Here is an 18,507-nt window from a genome sequence, read left to right as displayed (position 1 = left end):
TGCGGAGCCGATCGCCCGCTGAAAGCGGGTGGCCTCCCTTATTCGCTCCGGACAGGATAAACGCGCTGCAAATCAAAGTGCTGCAGCGGCTTTGCGCGCCTTTCAGGGACGCGAGGCGTTGTCGTAAGGTCATGAGGAGGATGAGGATGGCAAATTCGGGAAATATCCGCGTCGGCATCGGCGGATGGAATTTCGAGCCCTGGGAAGGCACCTTCTACCCGGACGATCTTCCGAAGAAGCGGCAACTCGAATTCGCCGGCAAGGAGTTGCGGACGATCGAGGTCAACGGCACCTATTATAGCTCGCAGAAGCCGGCGACCTTCGCCAAGTGGGGTGCAGAGGTTCCGGACGGTTTCGTCTTCTCATTGAAGGCGAGCCGATTCGTCACCAATCGCAAAGTCCTCTCCGAAGCCGGTGAATCCATGGAGCGATTCCTGACCCAAGGACTGACGGAACTGGGCGACCGCCTCGGTCCCATTCTCTGGCAGTTCGCGCCGACCAAGAAATTCGATGCTGATGATTTCGAGGGTTTCCTGAAGCTGCTGCCGGAAAAGCAGGACGGCCTGAAGCTCCGCCATGTGGTCGAGGTCCGCAACCCCAGCTTCCAGGTTCCCGAGTTCGTGACTCTCCTTGAAAAATACAAGGCAGCCGCCGTTCTCGCCGAGCACGCGGACTATCCGATGATTGCCGATGTCACCACCGATTTCGTCTATGCGCGGCTGCAGAAGGGCAGCGACGAGGTGAAGACCTGCTATCCGCCGAAGGAACTCGATCGTTGGGCCGAGCGGCTGAAGACCTTTGCCGCGGGCGGCGAACCAGACGACCTGGAAAAAAGCGCGCCCGAGCGCAAGCCCGAGACGGCGCCGCGCGACGTCTTTGCCTTCTTCATCACCTCGGGCAAGGTCAACGCGCCGAACGGCGCACGGGAACTGCAGAAGCGCGTGGGCTAGGCGCGCGGCCGATCGCCGAGTCTTCTTCTCGCGACCCCTCCGCTTGAGACTGCTGGTACTGCCGAATCACCAAAATGGGCCGCTTCACATGCCCATCTGATTCGCAATCGCGAGTAGCGCCGGGCCGTGTTTTGTACCCGTTTTTTCGTCCATAAAAATTTGAATTTCGGGCTGCCGCTATTTCATCGTCGCAGGCAAGCGGTGGAAGTCCCTGATTTTCAACGGATTGAATGATGTCCCCGTTTTCCACAGTCGACCCACACAAGATATAGCGCCCAAACTTCCGTCACAAACCACCCCTTGACGCCCCGAGGCGATTCACGGTTAATGGATTTACGTTGCGACGGCGGCGGACCGGGAAGTTCAGAGGCCGGTTCACACCCCCAAATCGTCGGTTCCGACATGCGGCCCGGGCGGATGACCCCGAGCGGCTGCAATGGCGGAATTTTGCGCGAAATTTGGGGCGCACAAGCGGCATTTCGAGCTGGCGTAAAGAGCCTGTTAATACTATATTTAGCGTTTGCAGCCAGCATTATCACAAGATACAGGGTTACCCAGGAGCTGGGTTTCCTCACATCGACAGAGATTTCAAGGCTGGTTGCGAGATCCATCGCGGCCGGGCGGGGTTAACTGCGCTTTAGCGCATGGCAACAAAGGACGGGATAATGAAGATCGAGCGTCGTTTCACGAAGGCAGGGCAATCCGCCTATGCTGAAATTGAATTCCGCAAGGCGACGAGTGAGATCAAGAACCCGGACGGGTCGGTGGTCTTCCGCCTTGCGGATATCGACGTGCCCGCGCAGTTCTCGCAGGTCGCCGCCGATATTCTCGCCCAGAAATATTTCCGCAAGGCCGGCGTGCCGGCAAAGCTGAAGCGCGTCGAGGAAAACGACGTCCCGTCCTTCCTCTGGCGCTCGGTTCCGGACAACGACGCGCTGAAGGCGCTGGCGAAGGAGGAGCAGTACGGCTCCGAAACGGATGCCCGCCAGGTTTTCGATCGGCTGGCCGGCACCTGGGCCTATTGGGGCTGGAAAGGCGGCTATTTCGACACGGAAGAGGACGCCAGCGCCTTCCGTGACGAACTCGCCTACATGCTCGCCACTCAGCGCGTTGCGCCGAACTCTCCGCAATGGTTCAACACCGGCCTTCACTGGGCCTATGGTATCGACGGCCCCGGCCAGGGCCACTTCTACGTCGATCCCTTTACCGGCAAGCTGACGAAGTCGAAGTCCGCTTACGAGCATCCGCAGCCGCACGCCTGCTTCATTCAGTCGGTCGCGGACGACCTCGTCAACGAGGGCGGCATCATGGACCTCTGGGTGCGCGAGGCGCGCCTCTTCAAATACGGCTCCGGCACCGGTTCCAACTTCTCGCATCTGCGCGCCGAAGGCGAACGGCTCTCGGGCGGCGGCAAGTCCTCCGGCCTCATGAGCTTCCTGAAGATCGGTGACCGCGCCGCAGGCGCCATCAAGTCGGGCGGCACGACCCGCCGCGCCGCCAAAATGGTGGTCGTCGACATCGACCATCCGGATATCGAGGAATATATCAACTGGAAGGTCAAGGAAGAGCAGAAAGTCGCCGCCCTGGTCACCGGCTCGAAGATCGTCGCCAAGCACCTGAAGGCGATCATGAAGGCCTGCATCAATTGCGACGGCAGCGACGATGCCTGCTTCGATCCCAAGCAGAACCCGGCACTGAAGCGAGAGATCCGCGCCGCCAAGCAGGCGCTGGTTCCGGAAAACTACGTCAAGCGCGTCATTCAGTTCGCGCGGCAGGGCTATAAGGACATCGAGTTCAAGACCTACGACACGGATTGGGATTCGGAGGCCTACCTCACGGTTTCGGGCCAGAACTCCAACAACTCCGTCTCGATCAAGGACGACTTCCTGCGCGCCGTGGAGGCTGATGGTGAATGGCACCTGACCGCCCGCAAGGACGGCCGCGTCATGAAGACCCTGAAGGCGCGCGACCTCTGGGAGTCGATCTCCCATGCCGCCTGGGCCTCGGCCGATCCCGGCCTGCACTTCAACACGACCATGAACGATTGGCACACCTGCCCGGCTGCAGGCCCGATCCGCGCCTCCAACCCGTGCTCGGAATACATGTTCCTCGACGACACGGCGTGCAATCTCGCTTCGCTCAACCTGATGCAGTTCAAGGATGCCGCGACCAAGCGAATCAATATCGGCGACTACGAACATGCCGTCCGCCTCTGGACGGTCGTTCTCGAAGTCTCTGTCATGATGGCCCAGTTCCCGTCCCGCGAGATCGCCGAGCTCTCCTACGAATACCGCACGCTCGGCCTCGGCTATGCCAATATCGGCGGCCTGCTGATGTCGTCAGGCATTCCCTATGACTCGCCCGAGGGCCGCGCCATCGCCGGCGCCCTGACCGCGATCATGACCGGCATCGCCTATGCGACCTCGGCCGAGATATCCGCAAAGCTCGGGCCCTTCCCCGGCTTTGCGCCGAACCGCGACAACATGCTGCGCGTCATGCGCAATCACCGCCGCGCGGCTCACGGCGAGACCGCCGGTTACGAGGGTCTGTCCGTCAACCCGGTCGCGCTCGTCCACGGCGATTGCCCGGACCAGGATCTGATCGCCCATGCCAAGAGCGCCTGGGACAAGGCGGTCGAGCTCGGCGAGAAGCACGGCTACCGCAACGCCCAGGCGACCGTGATCGCGCCGACCGGCACGATCGGCCTTGTCATGGACTGCGACACGACCGGTATCGAGCCCGATTTTGCCCTGGTGAAATTCAAGAAGCTCGCCGGCGGCGGCTATTTCAAGATCATCAACCGTGCGGTTCCCGAGGCGCTGCGCACGCTCGGCTATTCGGAAAGTCAGATCGCCGAGATCGAGGCTTATGCCGTCGGCCACGGCAACCTCAACCAGGCGCCCGCCATCAATCCGACGACCTTGAAGGCCAAAGGTTTCACCGACGAGAAGATCGACGCAGTCAATGCAGCGTTGAAAGCTGCCTTCGACATCAAGTTCGTCTTCAACCAATGGACGCTCGGTGCCGATTTCCTCAAGGGCACGCTGAAGGTCACGGATGAACAGCTCGCCTCTGTCGACTTCAACCTGCTCGAGCACCTCGGTTTCCCGAAGAAGGACATCGAAGCCGCCAACATCCATGTCTGCGGCGCGATGACCCTGGAAGGCGCGCCGTTCCTCAAGGCTGAGCATTTGCCCGTCTTCGATTGCGCCAATCCCTGCGGCAAGGTCGGCAAGCGCTACCTCTCGGTCGAAAGCCACATCCGCATGATGGCGGCCGCCCAGCCTTTCATCTCGGGAGCAATCTCGAAGACGATCAATATGCCGAACGAGGCGACCGTAGAGGATTGCAAGAACGCCTATATGCTCTCCTGGAAGCTGGCGCTGAAGGCCAATGCCCTTTACCGCGACGGCTCCAAGCTCTCGCAGCCGCTGAACGCCTCGCTGATCGAAGACGATGAGGACGAGGACGCAATCGAAGAACTGATGCAGGCGCCGGCAGCCGCCCAGGCCGTCGCCGTTACCGAGAAGATTGTCGAGCGGGTCATCGAGAAGGTGGTGCGCGCCCGTGAGAAACTGCCGAACCGCCGCCAGGGCTATACCCAGAAGGCCATCGTCGGCGGTCACAAGGTCTATCTGCGCACCGGCGAATTCGGCGACGGACGCCTCGGCGAGATCTTCATCGACATGCACAAGGAAGGTGCGGCCTTCCGGGCGATGATGAACAACTTCGCCATCGCCATCTCGCTCGGCCTGCAATACGGCGTGCCGCTCGAGGAATATGTGGAGGCCTTCACCTTCACCAAGTTCGAGCCGGCCGGAATGGTCCAGGGTAACGACGCGATCAAGAATGCGACGTCGATCCTCGACTATGTCTTCCGCGAACTTGCCGTGTCCTATCTCGGCCGCCACGACCTTGCTCATGTCGACACTTCCGACTTCAGCAACACCGCGCTCGGCCGCGGCATTCAGGAAGGCAAGACCAATCTGGTTTCCACCGGCTGGACCCGCGGCTACAAGCCGTCCATCGTCGGCGGCACGGGCGAGCGCTCCGAACCCAAGGGAGCTTCGACCGCAGTCCCCGCCCGCGCCTCCGGCGGCGCTTCCGTCACCTCGATCTCCGGCAATGCCGTGCGCAAGCTGGAGCCGACGACGGCCGCCGTCACCTCCGAAGTCGTCGCCTTCAAGCGCGACTACGAGGAGCGAGCCGCAGAACTCGCCGAGGAGATCGCCGAAGAAGCCGAACAAGAAGTAACTGCCCTCTTCTCCGACAAGGCCGCGGCAGAGGCCGCTGCTGCGAAGTCCGAGGCGAAGAAGGTCGAAGCAGAACGCCGCGCCCGCTCGATCATGCAGGGCTATACCGGCAACATGTGCTCCGAGTGCCAGAACTTCACGATGGTCAGGAACGGCACCTGCGAGAAGTGCGACACATGCGGCGCCACGAGCGGGTGCAGCTAAGAAGCGGGGTCATTAAATCAGTGGTTTAGACCGCTGGTAAAGAAATCTCCCGGCAGCTTCCGTTGCCGGGAAAGTCCAGAAAAGCCGTGAATTGATGCATCGGGGACCGCACCGCCTCAGCGACCGATTTGCCCTGCCCACTCCTGCCGAAGCTTCGTGCCGATCTCTTCCGCGCTGTGTCTTCTCGGCATTCTTAGGTCCTCCAACGGCTCGAAAGCCATACATCAGGGAGGACCACCTTTCAGGGAGCAGACCATGACCACGCGAGGAGGCAAGAGATGTACCGGTATCACCTGCTCCCGACCCACTGCCGGATCTCGTCAGCCAATTGCTCGAGAACGCCTGTCGTCCTGGCGGGGAGCGGGTCCGGAAACCGTTGCTCGGGATACGCGAGCGTTCCCCCCAGATGGACCGGCTGGGCGCAGGGCATCTCGTGCTGTTCGAAAAACTTGATCATGTTGTCCGCGCATCGGCGCACACTCGGATCGTCCGCGGGATCGGTGGCGCCGTTGACGATGACCGCTCCGAGTTTTCCTTTGAGCTGTTGTTTGTCGCGCCACAGGGGATCCGACCTGTCGAGCAAGACGACGCCCAGGGCCGGCGGCATTCCGAAGCAGGTGGGAGTAGCCATCACAATCACGTCCGAATCTTTCATGAGTGACAGAGCACGATCGATCCCGTCGCCGTGGTATCCGAACGTTTGATAACACTGCTCGCACCCGAGACAGTCGATACGCTCATCGGCCAGACGCACCTGTTCCACGACCTTCACCCGCCGATCTCTCTCGAGCGAGCGGAGAACCTCGCCGAGCATCCGCCCTGAGTTACTGAACGCGCGTGGGCTGCAGTCTATTCCAATGATGGTCGTCGCTTTGTCCATGTGAGGATCCCCAGTAAGGCGTGACAGGGTAATCCTCCCGCAAAGTAGACGGGTTTAAAACTAGGATTTTCTCGCAAATTCCGATGAAGACATCACGATTAGGAATTGCGCCAAACAGGTGTGCTGACGGCGCAATGGCCGGCGCCGCATCAAACTGGTCCGGCATCGCGCTTAGTCAGCCCGGAACATCGTATCCCACAGGCTCGTCCGCGCGAAGCTCCACTCGAAATTGCACGGCAGTCGCTCGTCCCGCGCATCGATCACCGCCTGGATGAGCGCTTCGGCGTCGTCAAGCTTCTGGTTGACGTTGTTGTCGCGCAGGATCTCGCACAACTCTGACCCTCTGGGACTGTCCGGAAAGCAGGCGGACACGACCCGCGAATAGGTTCTGTCCTTGAAGAACATCGCTTGAGCGGCGGACAGGAGCTTGTCATGTTCGGCGGGGGTGAGAAGAGAGCCTTGGAGGCAGCGGGAAAGCGTTGCGCGGACATTCACGAGCGGCTCGCTCAACGGAAGGAAGCCGAGTTCGGGCGGCCCGTGCGACTGGGCGACGTCCGCATCGTCTTCCAAGACGCCGGCAAAGAAGTCCTCAAAGATCCTGCCTATCCCGATCATGCCGAAGGGGGCGCATTCGGCGGCCCTGAGAGCGCCCATGCTCGCCGCCCCGAAAATCTGCACGCCTTGAGACAGCCCGAACAGGATCTCCTTGTGCCAGACGGCGGGTACATGCTCGTAGATGCCATCGATGAGGCCTATGACATTGGCCCCTTCCGTTACAGCTCTGTGGACGTCGCCCTGTCTTGCCGGCGGCCACACATGATAGCCGCCGTTCGAAGCCGGCACGGCACCATGGAGCGTCGGACCGGCAAAGATGACCTTCATACTGTCCGCCGGATTGCAGCGATTCCGCGTGAGCCTCAAATCTGAAACATATGCGCTTGCAATCTATCATGGCGGAGCACGTTGACAAGAAGAACACCATTGTTGAATCTCCTTGTTGGCTGGGTAAAAAAATTGGCGACTTCCATTTAGGTTATTTCACCACATAAAGGCGATTTTTTCCTGACCACTCGCCACTCGGGCGAGTTCGTGCGAGTTTCAGACGCTCCCGGATGGAAGATGACCTATACTTTACATAGTTTTGGCGACCTACGCCTTACCGATGCAGAGGGGAATATCGTCTCTTTTCCCGAAAAGGGGCTGCTGATCATCGCTTTTCTCTTATGCAGCGACAGACGGATCGAGCGCCGGATAACGCTCGCGCAATTGTTGTGGGAAAGCGAGGACCGCGGCGCCAATCTCACCAACTTGCGTTCGACTCTCCTGAGAATAAAGCGGCGGCAGGACGAGATTGGAACCCAGTTCATTTCGTTCAACGACACCGTCGTGCGACTCGACGACACTGCGCTGCTTTCGGACTTGGACTTGTTTCAACCGCAGGAGGGTCATCAACTCGCGCGGCTGAAACGCGTCATCGAGTGCCTCAGACGTAGCTTTCTCGCGTCTGCAGGTTTCGCCGGCGGCAAATTCAACGACTGGATCGCGCAAGAGAGAAGGCGCCACTGTGCGCTCCTCAAGGAATTGCTGAAGGAAACCTGCCGCCGGGCGACGACAGACGCGGAAATCGACATTGTGAAGGACGGCGCGATACTCGCATTCGAGATCGATCCACTCGACACGGATTTTCAGAAGATACTGCTGGATGTTTTCGATGCTCGCGGCGAGGCCGAGCATCTTCGGGGTGTATTCGAAAAAAGGAGCGCCTTTCTCGCGCAGTCCGCAGCAACCGACCCGTCCGTAGCTTCGGTCCGAGAGGACAAGGCGCAGCGGATGCAGCCCTCCCTCGCCCGGCCGTCTGCCGCACAGTTGAAGGCTGCCATCCCGCGGCTGGTTCTGCTTCCGCCCGATACTCAGTCCGATTCGGTCAACCTGGCGATTGCCGCGTCGTCATTGATCGAAGACATCACGATCGGATTCTGCGCTCTCAGGAGTGTACAGGTCATAGCACCCTACTCTGCCGTTCGGATAAGCCGCCAGACCGATGACAAGCTCGATTTCTTTGAGCGCCACTCGGTGGATTACGTCCTCGACACCCGCCTCACCGAATTGGGAGACAATGTAACCCTATTCGTGCAGCTCATTTTCTTCACGGACAACACGATTATCTGGGCAGAGAGGTTCAGGCTCGACCCGGTGAACCTCCCCCGCGACCGGCGGGTGATTTCACGGGAGCTTGCGCTCTCCGTCGCCGGCGAGATCGACCGCCACGAATTGACTCGCTCACATCTCGAACTGAATCCGGTGGCCTACCACCACTACCTCATAGGCCGACGACATCTGGGTAATCTGACGCTTCCCAATCTGCGCCGGGCTCGCAAGGAGCTTAGAGCCTCGCTGCAGGAAAGCCCGGAATTCTCCCCTGCCCTCAGTGCCCTCGCCCGGACCTACTCGAAGGAATGGCTTCTGACCGCGCGCGGGGACAACGACCTCTTGAACTCCGCTGAGACGCTGGCCAGGAAAGCCATAAGCGCGGGCCGCGACCTGCCCGACGGCTATCGTGAGCTTGGCGTGACGAAGCTGCTGCAGAGCGCCCTCGACGAAAGCGCCGAGGCATTGGAGCTGGCAGAGACGCTGGGCCCTCACTACGCAGATGTGATTGCGGACTACGCGGATACGCTCGTGCACTGTTCGCGCCCGGAAGTCGCTCTCGAAAAGATCGAACGCGCCATCGAACTGAATCCCTTGAGCCCGGACTCCTATCTATGGAGCGCTGCAGGCGCAAACTACGCGCTACGCCGTTTCGACGTCGCCCTGGACTATATCGCCATGATGGACGACTCCAGCCTGGCCGACAGGCTCTCTGCCGCCAGCTGGGCGATGCTGGGTGACAGGCAGAAGGCACGGGTCTTTGTTCACAGGGTGCGCGAGGCCAATCCAGACTTCGATGTCGACAGGTGGTTGGCGCTGATCCCGAGCAAAGAACAATGGCACAAGGACCTGTATCGGGAAGGCCTGAAGAAGGCGGGGTTCTGAATTTCATACAGTAGGGGGAAAGTCATATGGCAGAGGATGCAGCAGTAGTAGTGATCGGCATTTCAGGTGAAGCCGGCCTTTGGCTGGCCGATCTGAGAGCGGGCACGGTGGTCCCGCTTGCACCGCCTTCGTCGGGCGGCCTTCAGAACGTAAACGACTTGCGATCGAAGGGCGCGACGATCGTGAAGGGCGTCAACTTGGCCGTGACGGTCAGAAGCGCAGACGATGCCTTTAGCGGTCATTACGACGGCTGATCGGTGACGGGTTGAACTTCGGATAGCCGCTCAAAAGCAATTCCCGGTCGCATCTATTTCCGGCCCGAAGGAAACGGACTTGCATTCGAGGTCAGGCTTATGAGGGCTGAGTTTCCTTCACCGAAGGCCTCACCGACATGCGCGCCCACCACGCTTCCAGGTTCTCGTGCTGCCGGAGCATCTCCTGTCCTTCCGGCGCCTTGAGGACATAGTCGAATATTGGGGTGAGATACAGATCGGCGAGCGACATGGCCTCGCCGGCAAGCCACGGCGCCGTTCCCATAATCCCGGAAATCGCCCCCATGCATATCCTTGCCTTCAGAAGAGCGGCCGAAATCGCAGCCTCGTCTGCGACGTCCCCTCTCGCCGGCTTCGAGACGCGCTCCACGTAAATTCCCCAGACCATTGCCGGATAGGCGTAGTTGTCGGCAATGCTCAACAGCTGATTGCAGCGGGCGCGCTCCCGTGGATCTGACGGCTGAAGCTTCCTCCCCTCGAACACGTCATCGACATAGCGCGTTATCGCACCGGTCTCGTAAAGGGAAAAGCCTTCATGTTCAAAGGCGGGAATGCGACCGAAGGGCTGTCGCTCCAGGTAGTCCGCTGGCGGGCCGTCGCCCCTGAATATGTCGACAGGGACGAGCTCGTAATCAATTCCCTTTTCGACGAGAACCAGCCGCACGATCCGTACGTAAACGCTGTAATCCGCTCCGAATAGACGCGGTTTTTCCGTCATTGCGATCTCCCGGTTGCTGAAGATTTCGCCCTGGTGATGTAGCCAGCACTTCAAGTCATCAATGTGCGGACGCGGCAGCCGATTGCCACCAGAAAGGAGAAAGCAAAAGAATCAATGTGAAAGCGATGGACTGGCGGACCAGGATACCGCAATTTATACGCGTCTGACGAAGCAGAATCGGAGAATTCATGCCCCTCAAATATCTGACCGCGCTATTGGTGCTTGCCCTCCTGTCGGGGTGCACAAGCACCGGCGGAAACAACACGACCTACGCTCAATGGTATGGACCGAATCCCGTTCCCAATTTCAGCGCCGCGAGCCCTGGGGGCCTGCGCGTAGGCTATTAAGCATAGGGCCCTGGCTAACGAAGTTCGCGGAAACCGTAGCCGCCGATGTTCTTCAAGCTGCGGGAGATCCGGTTCCCTACGACGGAGGCCCCGCATTCGCGGCGCCTCCGATTTTGCTGTGGGGCCCGCCCCGGCGCGCAACGGACGGCCGCACGGGTGCGACGATCACCTCGGTGGCACGAGACCTTGATAGTAATCTCCGTCACCGCCGACCACCCGGTCCCCGGTGTGCGAGCACGCCGCCAGCGTTGCGAGTGCGAGCAACAACACGATCTTGCGCATAAGGTCCCCGTACCTTTCCTAACAGTTTGACGGCCATTGATATTCTGCCCTTCGCGCCGGATCAATTCCCAACATCGCGATCTGCTACTTCTGCGAGCCTTCGCCGTGGCTTGAGCGTAGAGTGCTGGACATCACACGTTGCTCAATGGTCTGCCGAGGTTTGCGTTCAGACGACGCGTCATCGGCGACCGCACAGGATGCGGTGCTCGGATGTCTCTCGATAAGACACAGCGCCTGCAGCGCGCCGCGACGATACGGTTCGTGCGCCGCACTTCAGAGGCTCGGACTTATGCGTGTCGTTCTTCAAACCGCTAAGGGCTTGGGCGACATGCGTCAGAAAGGCGTCGGGGGCACGACACCGCTATAATATTGCCCCTCCCCCGCATAGTACCGTTCGGCGCTTGGCCTCCCCGTTTGCGAGCACGCGTTGAGAGCAAAGATCGCTAACAACAATACGATCGCGCGCATAGACTTACGTCCTTTCGTGAGTGAACTTCTTCAATATGACTTTTATGAACCAGGTTTTTGCCGACGCATCAGTTGCGCCCGTTCTCCATTGCGGCTGCGATTGTACATGCCGTTCAACCGACGGTACACAAAATTGCGCTAGGCCCAGCGCCGCAGCACCCTAGCGTTACGAATTTCTTAAAATTCGACCGTCCGATTTCACCCCGTCGAAAGCGAAGTCTGCCATAGGACAGGATTATCGTGCCCGAGGACTGAAGGATGACCCAGGTCGTTACCATCTCCGCGACGACGGCGGCCTATGCGGCGGAGCTTTTGAAGCCGTCCACGCGCATGCGTGGCGACGGAACCGTCGACGAGGCGATCACCCTTCTTTCCGCCGGTCGACAGGATCGGGCGCCGCCGGCTCCAAAGATAAGAAGCGCGCTGCCGCTGCACCTTATGATAATCGGTGCAGAGCGCCGCCTGCCGCAGCAGACGCAAGCCGAAACGCTGCGCCGCTATCTTGAAAACGCGAACGGAGAGGACGGCGGAGAGGATCGCCGGCAGGAACCTGCCGGCGAGGACCTAGGGCAGAGCGAGATCACAGAAATGCTCGACCGGTTCATTCAGGGCACTTGAACGGTCGAGGATCGCCGTCCGGCTGCTATTGATGGCTGTGCCCGGAGTGAGCGCCGCCTGCCGCGGTGCCGACCGGCAGGAGATAGTCGACCGTCCCGGCCTTCTCGAAGGTCAGTGTGACCGGCACGGTGGCGCCCTCTGCAAAGGGCTTCTTCACCTCCATGAACATGAGATGCAGGCCGCCGTTCTTCAGTTCGACCGTCTTGCCGGCCGGAACCGCGATGCCGTCATCAAGCTTGCGCATTTTCATGACGTCGTTCTCCATCGTCATTTCATGGAGCTCGACACGGCCGGCAGCTGGGCTCTCGACGGCAAGCAGGCGGTCGTCGGCGCGGCCGTTGTTCGTGACGACGAAGCCGCCGCCGCCGATCTTCGCGCCGGGCAGCATCGCCTTTACGGTTCCGCCCGAGATATCGAGATCGCCTATCTTGAGTGCTTGGGCCGCAAGCTGACCATGGCCGTCATGGCCCTCATTTTCATCGCCCCCTGCCGCCACGGTGACTGTGAGCGTCGGCGCCGGACGATCGAGGGAATGGGCGTCCTCGCCCTCCGCCGGCAACTGATCCCAGACCACCTTGCCGTCCGCGCCGCAAAGCTGCGTCGCCGGAAAGGCGAGCACGGTCCTCTTTTCGAAGCCCGCGAGCTTTCCGCGCACGACGAAGGTGTCGTAATGTTCGTCGGGAAGGTTACCGCCTTTCCACCGGATTTCGACGGGGCCCGCGGAGACCTTGGTGCCATGATTGTCATAGGTTCTCCGGTAGTCGCCCTCGATGATCTCCAGCTCCCAACCGGGCTTCGGCTGGGGTTTGGCAAAAACGAAACCCTCCGGCAACCGCAACCGCACTTCGGTCGTCGCCTTGCCGTCGCAGCCGTGAGGAACCTGCAGGGTGGCGTTGAAGGTCGTCCCGGCCGGAGCGGTGTCCTTTTCAAATGACGCATGCGCATGGGCGAGACCGGCCGCAGCGAGTGTAAGCCCTGCAGTAAGCAAAGAAAGTCTTGTTCTGTTCATGTCGTAATCTCCGGACCATGCGCCAGCGGTATGGCGTTCATGGTCAATGCCGCTTGGCGGCGGATGGATTCAGGATTGGATTCGGTGAGATTTACGGCTGAACCGGCGGGCCGCGCGACGGCGGCAGCAGACGCAAAGGAAGCAGCACCGCCTCGGCGACGGCTATCGGCGTTCCGGCAGCCCAGCTGCCGGTTTCGGCCGGCACGCTCTCATCCGGCGCCGTCGGCAGGAACACGCAGGCAGCGAGTCGGCAGGCTTCGCAAACGGGAGCAAAGGACGAGGAACTGCCGTGGCCGCCGTCGCGATCGACGCCGCCCGTGCCGAAGCAGATGTCGGCAAAGGTGCCGTCGGGAAGGAGATATTCGGCGGCAATCGCCGGACCGGTCCTTTTCGCAAGAACCGGCTTATGGGCAAAGGACAGAAATACGAGCGCGAAGGCTGCGAGCAGCCGCATCGCAATTCCCCATTTCCGCTCACGCCCTGTCATTGCCACCTCTCGTCGGTCTTCCCTATCCGCTACCCAACGAAATTGCAAAGGCCGATTTGCCGCAGGATCGATGAGGATGAAGCCAGGACGACAAAAATATGTTCGGTCGCGACATATGCCCTTGCCAAAATCCGGCCTTCGCCGTTATCTGGATTCAACCTCGTTGGGAGAAACCGGTTCGATCCGGTGCCGAAGGAGCAACCGCCCCGGAAACTCTCAGGCCAAAGGACCAGCAAGGTGCCGGTAGGACTCTGGAGAGAAGCGTTCGCGCTCGCCGAAGGGATAACAATCTCAGGCAAAGGGACAGAGGGGGCTCGAATTTGTCGGCGCATGACGCCGGTATTGTGAGCCGGCGCGAAGACGCGCCAGACCTGGAGGCCGGACTTGGAAGACGTTTCCACCTTGAAACACACGCCGTTGCATGCGCTGCATCTTTCGCTCGGTGCCCGCATGGTTCCTTTCGCCGGTTACGACATGCCGGTCCAATATCCGGAAGGCGTATTGAAGGAGCACCTGCACACCCGGGCAGCGGCTGGTCTGTTCGACGTGTCCCACATGGGGCAGATTGTCGTGCGGCCGAAATCCGGAAAGATCGAGGACGCGGCGCTTGCGCTCGAAAAGCTCGTGCCGGTGGATGTACTCGGCCTCGCAGAAGGCCGGCAGCGCTATGGCTTCTTCACGAATGCCGCAGGCGGCATTCTCGACGACCTGATGATCGTCAATCGCGGCGATCATCTCTTCCTGGTTGTCAACGCGGCCTGCAAGGAAGCCGATCTCGCGCATATCGAGGACGGCCTCGGCAGCGCCTGCGACGTGACCATGCTGACCGATCGCGCCCTGATCGCCCTGCAGGGGCCCCGGGCCGGAGCGGTTCTCTGCGAGCTTTGGGCAGACGTCGCGTCGATGCGCTTCATGGATGTCGCTGAGGCCGACCTCCACGACGTGAGCTGCATCATCTCCCGCTCCGGTTACACCGGCGAGGATGGCTTCGAGATATCCATTCCCGCGGACGCCGCTGTGGATGTGACACAACGGCTCCTCGAGCATCCGGATGTCCTGCCGATCGGGCTCGGCGCACGCGACTCGCTCCGCCTGGAAGCGGGCCTTTGTCTCTACGGCAGCGACATCGACACGAGCACGAGCCCGATCGAGGCGGGTCTCGAATGGGCGATCCAGAAAAGTCGCCGCCCCCAAGGCGAGCGCGCCGGTGGCTTTCCAGGCGCCGACCGGATCCTCGCCGAATTCAGCGACGGAGTTTCCAGGCGCCGTGTCGGCCTGAGGCCCGAAGGCCGGGCGCCCGTCCGCGGAGGTGCCCCGCTTTTTGCCGACGCGGAGGGTAAGACGCCGGCAGGGACCGTCACCTCCGGCGGCTTCGGCCCGAGCGTCGATGGACCGGTCGCCATGGGCTATGTCGACGCCGAGCACGCCGAAAGCGGCACAAGATTGTTTGCGGAGGTGCGTGGCAAGTATCTGCCGGTCGCCGTCGCTGCCCTGCCCTTCATCAAACAAACCTACAAACGCTGATCAGGAGAACCTGCGTATGCTGAAATTCACCGAGGAACACGAGTGGCTCAAGATCGACGGCGACGTTGCGACCGTCGGTATCACCGAGCATGCCGCCGGCCAGCTTGGCGATCTTGTCTTCGTGGAGCTGCCGGAGGCGGGTGCCACCTTCTCCAAGGGCGACTCGGCCGCGACCGTCGAGTCCGTCAAGGCGGCGTCGGACGTCTATTGTCCGCTTGATGGCGAAATCGTCGAGATCAACCAGGCGATCGTCGACGATCCGTCGCTCGTCAACAGCGATCCCCAGGGCGCGGCCTGGTTCTTCAAGCTGAAGCTCTCCGATCCGGATGCCGCCAATGCGCTCCTGGACGAAGCGGCCTATAAGGAGTTCGTCGCCTGATGAGCATGCCCAAGGATTTCACCTTTACCGACTACAAGCCTTACGACTTCGCCAATCGTCGTCACATCGGCCCCTCGCCGGCCGAAATGGACGATATGCTGGAGGTCGTCGGCTATCCGAGCCTCGATGCGCTCATCGACGACACCGTGCCGCCCTCCATACGCCAGGCGACGCCGCTTGCCTGGGGCGAGCCGATGACGGAGCGCGAGGCACTCGACAAGCTGCGCGAAACGGCGAACCGCAACCGGAAGCTCGTGTCTCTGATCGGTCAGGGCTACTACGGGACCATCACCCCGCCGGTCATTCAGCGCAATATCCTCGAGAATCCGGCCTGGTACACCGCCTATACGCCCTATCAGCCGGAAATCAGCCAAGGGCGGCTGGAGGCCCTGCTCAATTACCAGACCATGGTTTGCGATTTGACCGGCCTGGACGTCGCGAACGCCTCGCTGCTCGACGAGGCGACGGCGGCAGCCGAAGCAATGGCCATTGCGGAGCGCGTCGCAAAATCCAAGGCAAGGGCCTTTTTCGTCGATGAAAACTGCCATCCGCAAACGATTGCGCTGCTCAAGACCCGGGCGGAGCCGCTCGGCTGGCAGGTCGTCATCGGCGATCCCTTCGAGGATCTGGACGCCGCCGCCGTTTTCGGCGCGATTTTCCAGTATCCTGGCACTTATGGTCATGTTCGCGACTTCTCGGGTCTGATCGCCAAACTCCATGAACAGGGCGCAATCGCTGCGGTCGCCGCCGATCCGCTGGCGCTGGCGCTTCTGAAGTCTCCGGGCGAAATGGGGGCCGACATAGCGGTCGGCTCGAGCCAGCGCTTTGGCGTTCCGGTCGGCTACGGCGGGGCCGCACGCCGCCTATATGGCAGTCAAGGATGCCTACAAGCGCTCCATGCCCGGCCGCCTCGTGGGCGTGTCGGTCGATGCGCGCGGCAACCGCGCCTATCGGCTGTCGCTGCAGACCCGCGAGCAGCATATCCGGCGCGAGAAGGCGACATCGAACATCTGCACCGCACAGGTGCTGCTTGCCGTTATGGCCTCCATGTATGCCGTCTTCCACGGTCCCGAAGGCATCAAGGCGATCGCCCAGAGCGTGCACCAGAAGACGGTCCGCCTTGCGATGGGGCTCGAAAAGCTCGGCTATACCGTCCAGCCGGACGTCTTTTTCGACACGATCACCGTGGAAGTCGGCAAGCTGCAGGGCATCATCCTCAAGGCCGCCGTCGCCGAGAGTGTAAACCTTCGCAAGATCGGAGCGACCAGGATCGGAATCAGTCTCGATGAACGCTCGCGGCCGATCACCCTGGAGGCCGTCTGGCGTGCCTTCGGCGGCGATTTCAAGGTCGAGGAATTCGCGCCGGACTACCGCTTGCCGCAGGAACTGCTGCGCACAAGCGATTATCTCACCCATCCGATCTTTCACATGAACCGGGCGGAAAGCGAGATGACGCGTTACATGCGTCGCCTCGCCGACCGCGATCTTGCGCTCGACCGCGCAATGATTCCGCTCGGCTCCTGTACGATGAAGCTCAACGCGACCGCGGAGATGCTGCCGATCACCTGGCCTGAATTCTCCGAAATCCATCCCTTCGTGCCGGCCGATCAGGCACTCGGCTATCACCATCTGATCGAAGACCTGTCGCAGAAGCTGTGCGCGATCACCGGCTACGACGCGATTTCGATGCAGCCCAATTCGGGTGCTCAAGGCGAGTATGCAGGCCTGCTCGCCATCCGTGCCTATCATATCGCCAATGGCAACGAACATCGCGACGTCTGCCTGATACCGACCTCGGCACACGGCACGAACCCGGCCTCGGCGCAGATGGCCGGCATGAAGGTGGTCGTCGTGAAAGTGAGCGACGCCGGCGAGATCGATATGGACGATTTCCGCGCCAAGGCCGAGCAATATGCGCAAACCCTCTCCTGCTGCATGATCACCTATCCCTCGACCCACGGCGTCTTCGAGGAGAATGTGCGCGAGGTCTGCGAGATCGTCCACAAGCATGGCGGCCAGGTCTATTTGGACGGCGCCAACATGAATGCGATGGTTGGCCTTGCCCGCCCCGGCGACATCGGTTCGGATGTCAGCCATTTGAACCTGCACAAGACCTTCTGCATCCCGCATGGGGGCGGCGGCCCCGGCATGGGGCCGATCGGCGTCAAGGCACATCTCGCCCCCTTCCTTCCAGGACATCCGCAAACGGACGGGCACGAAGGCGCCGTTTCCGCCGCACCGTTCGGTTCGGCGTCGATCCTGCCGATCTCCTGGAGCTATTGCCTGATGATGGGCGGCGAAGGTCTGACCCAGGCGACCAAGGTTGCGATCCTCAACGCCAACTACATCGCAGCCCGGCTGAAGGGTGCCTATGACGTGCTCTACAAGTCGGCGAAGGGCCGGGTCGCGCATGAATGCATCATCGATACCCGTCCGCTGGCCGAAAGTGCCGGCGTCACCGTCGACGACGTCGCCAAGCGCCTGATCGATTGCGGCTTCCATGCCCCGACGATGAGCTGGCCGGTCGCCGGCACACTGATGATCGAACCGACGGAATCGGAAACCAAGGCCGAGCTCGACCGCTTCTGCGACGCCATGCTGGCGATCCGCGAAGAGGCCCGCGCCATCGAAGAGGGCCGGATGGATAAGGTCAACAATCCGCTGAAGAACGCCCCGCACACAGTCGAGGATCTCGTCGGCGACTGGGACCGGCCCTATTCGCGCGAGCAGGCCTGCTTCCCGCCGGGCGCCTTCCGCGTGGACAAATATTGGTCGCCGGTCAACCGCGTCGACAATGTCTATGGCGACCGAAATCTCGTATGCACCTGCCCACCGATCGAGGGCTACGCGGAAGCGGCGGAGTGATCATGTGAGCCGACCGGGCGCGGTTCATGTGTCGCGCCCGCCATGCCTTGAAAAAACAAAGAGCCCGACCACACCGGGCTTTCTGTTGGGTCGAGAGGACTTCCAGAAAGCGTGTGTAACGATTTTTCGTCCTGAAGGGCGTAATTTCAAAGTCTTGAAGCGTTTCATTGTTTCAGCGAAACAATGAACTGCAGGAGAATCGGCATAGGGGGCGGTCG

The 18,507-nt window shown here is 61.0% G+C and carries 12 protein-coding genes, 1 pseudogene and 1 riboswitch; of the genes and pseudogenes, 8 read left to right on the top strand and 5 right to left on the bottom strand.

What is annotated here, in order from left to right:
• Positions 1–146: 146 nt before the first annotated feature.
• The gene (locus SINAR_RS0117800) at positions 147–950 is read left to right on the top strand and encodes a DUF72 domain-containing protein (protein ID WP_028000336.1); all 804 of its coding nucleotides are present in this window, start codon (positions 147–149) and stop codon (positions 948–950) included.
• 665 nt (positions 951–1,615) lie between these two features.
• Positions 1,616–5,407 carry a vitamin B12-dependent ribonucleotide reductase gene (locus SINAR_RS0117795; protein WP_028000335.1) on the top strand — a complete coding sequence of 1,264 codons (3,792 nt, stop codon included), beginning with the start codon at positions 1,616–1,618 and terminating at the stop codon, positions 5,405–5,407.
• A gap of 289 nt (positions 5,408–5,696) precedes the next feature.
• On the opposite strand, the gene SINAR_RS0117785 is transcribed toward SINAR_RS0117795, so the two are convergent.
• Together SINAR_RS0117785 and SINAR_RS0117780 are read right to left on the bottom strand one after the other, a co-directional pair.
• Complete coding sequence (locus SINAR_RS0117785; protein WP_028000334.1) at positions 5,697–6,287, bottom strand: flavodoxin family protein; 591 nt, start codon at positions 6,285–6,287, stop codon at positions 5,697–5,699.
• A 171-nt stretch (positions 6,288–6,458) separates the two neighbouring features.
• Positions 6,459–7,169, bottom strand: coding sequence for a TfuA-like protein (locus SINAR_RS0117780; protein ID WP_028000333.1), 711 nt, complete (start codon positions 7,167–7,169; stop codon positions 6,459–6,461).
• 237 nt (positions 7,170–7,406) lie between these two features.
• Here SINAR_RS0117780 and SINAR_RS0117775 point away from each other — a divergent pair, with 237 nt between their 5' ends.
• Positions 7,407–9,320: a membrane protein gene (locus SINAR_RS0117775; RefSeq protein WP_028000332.1), complete on the top strand. Its 1,914-nt coding sequence runs from the start codon at positions 7,407–7,409 to the stop codon at positions 9,318–9,320.
• A 26-nt stretch (positions 9,321–9,346) separates the two neighbouring features.
• Positions 9,347–9,574 (top strand): hypothetical protein, encoded by a 228-nt coding sequence (locus SINAR_RS0117770; protein WP_028000331.1) that lies wholly within the window; start codon positions 9,347–9,349, stop codon positions 9,572–9,574.
• Between the two features lie 97 nt (positions 9,575–9,671).
• Here the strand turns inward: SINAR_RS0117770 and SINAR_RS0117765 are convergent, their stop codons facing one another.
• Positions 9,672–10,310 carry a glutathione S-transferase family protein gene (locus SINAR_RS0117765; protein WP_028000330.1) on the bottom strand — a complete coding sequence of 213 codons (639 nt, stop codon included), beginning with the start codon at positions 10,308–10,310 and terminating at the stop codon, positions 9,672–9,674.
• Between the two features lie 1,355 nt (positions 10,311–11,665).
• Here SINAR_RS0117765 and SINAR_RS0117755 point away from each other — a divergent pair.
• The gene (locus SINAR_RS0117755; protein ID WP_028000329.1) at positions 11,666–12,025 is read left to right on the top strand and encodes a hypothetical protein; all 360 of its coding nucleotides are present in this window, start codon (positions 11,666–11,668) and stop codon (positions 12,023–12,025) included.
• 25 nt (positions 12,026–12,050) lie between these two features.
• On the opposite strand, the gene SINAR_RS0117750 is transcribed toward SINAR_RS0117755, so the two are convergent.
• On the bottom strand, positions 12,051–13,034 hold the full coding sequence (locus SINAR_RS0117750) for a DUF1775 domain-containing protein (RefSeq protein ID WP_028000328.1): 984 nt from the start codon (positions 13,032–13,034) through the stop codon (positions 12,051–12,053).
• 91 nt (positions 13,035–13,125) lie between these two features.
• The gene (locus tag SINAR_RS0117745; protein WP_028000327.1) at positions 13,126–13,521 is read right to left on the bottom strand and encodes a hypothetical protein; all 396 of its coding nucleotides are present in this window, start codon (positions 13,519–13,521) and stop codon (positions 13,126–13,128) included.
• Between the two features lie 154 nt (positions 13,522–13,675).
• A riboswitch (glycine riboswitch) is annotated at positions 13,676–13,763 on the top strand.
• 142 nt (positions 13,764–13,905) lie between these two features.
• Here SINAR_RS0117745 and gcvT point away from each other — a divergent pair.
• The 3 genes and pseudogenes from gcvT to gcvP all read left to right on the top strand — a co-directional run bounded on the left by gcvT (position 13,906) and on the right by gcvP (position 18,289).
• Positions 13,906–15,045, top strand: a complete 1,140-nt coding sequence (gene gcvT, locus SINAR_RS0117740; RefSeq protein WP_028000326.1) for a glycine cleavage system aminomethyltransferase GcvT — start codon at positions 13,906–13,908, stop codon at positions 15,043–15,045.
• Positions 15,046–15,061: 16 nt separating this feature from the next.
• Positions 15,062–15,424: a glycine cleavage system protein GcvH gene (gcvH, locus tag SINAR_RS0117735; RefSeq protein WP_028000325.1), complete on the top strand. Its 363-nt coding sequence runs from the start codon at positions 15,062–15,064 to the stop codon at positions 15,422–15,424.
• A pseudogene (gene gcvP, locus SINAR_RS01000000133595) lies at positions 15,424–18,289 on the top strand (aminomethyl-transferring glycine dehydrogenase). The gene gcvH and the pseudogene gcvP overlap by 1 nt, the downstream one beginning before the upstream one ends.
• Positions 18,290–18,507 lie beyond the last annotated feature (218 nt).

Origin of the sequence: Sinorhizobium arboris LMG 14919, assembly GCF_000427465.1 — a bacterium.
Taxonomy (GTDB): Bacteria; Pseudomonadota; Alphaproteobacteria; order Rhizobiales; family Rhizobiaceae; genus Sinorhizobium; species Sinorhizobium arboris.
The sequence above is the reverse complement of the archived record's forward strand: the minus strand, read 5'-3'. Positions and strand labels throughout refer to the sequence as shown.

What these genes read in the sequence shown, in the direction of transcription:
- SINAR_RS0117765 (WP_028000330.1), bottom strand. Translation starts at nt 10,310, where the DNA reads ATGACGGAAAAACCGCGTCTATTCGGAGCGGATTACAGCGTTTACGTA.
- SINAR_RS0117745 (WP_028000327.1), bottom strand. Translation starts at nt 13,521, where the DNA reads ATGACAGGGCGTGAGCGGAAATGGGGAATTGCGATGCGGCTGCTCGCA.
- gcvH (WP_028000325.1), top strand. Translation starts at nt 15,062, where the DNA reads ATGCTGAAATTCACCGAGGAACACGAGTGGCTCAAGATCGACGGCGAC.
- SINAR_RS0117750 (WP_028000328.1), bottom strand. Translation starts at nt 13,034, where the DNA reads ATGAACAGAACAAGACTTTCTTTGCTTACTGCAGGGCTTACACTCGCT.
- SINAR_RS0117795 (WP_028000335.1), top strand. Translation starts at nt 1,616, where the DNA reads ATGAAGATCGAGCGTCGTTTCACGAAGGCAGGGCAATCCGCCTATGCT.
- SINAR_RS0117785 (WP_028000334.1), bottom strand. Translation starts at nt 6,287, where the DNA reads ATGGACAAAGCGACGACCATCATTGGAATAGACTGCAGCCCACGCGCG.
- SINAR_RS0117775 (WP_028000332.1), top strand. Translation starts at nt 7,407, where the DNA reads ATGACCTATACTTTACATAGTTTTGGCGACCTACGCCTTACCGATGCA.
- SINAR_RS0117770 (WP_028000331.1), top strand. Translation starts at nt 9,347, where the DNA reads ATGGCAGAGGATGCAGCAGTAGTAGTGATCGGCATTTCAGGTGAAGCC.
- SINAR_RS0117755 (WP_028000329.1), top strand. Translation starts at nt 11,666, where the DNA reads ATGACCCAGGTCGTTACCATCTCCGCGACGACGGCGGCCTATGCGGCG.
- SINAR_RS0117780 (WP_028000333.1), bottom strand. Translation starts at nt 7,169, where the DNA reads ATGAAGGTCATCTTTGCCGGTCCGACGCTCCATGGTGCCGTGCCGGCT.
- SINAR_RS0117800 (WP_028000336.1), top strand. Translation starts at nt 147, where the DNA reads ATGGCAAATTCGGGAAATATCCGCGTCGGCATCGGCGGATGGAATTTC.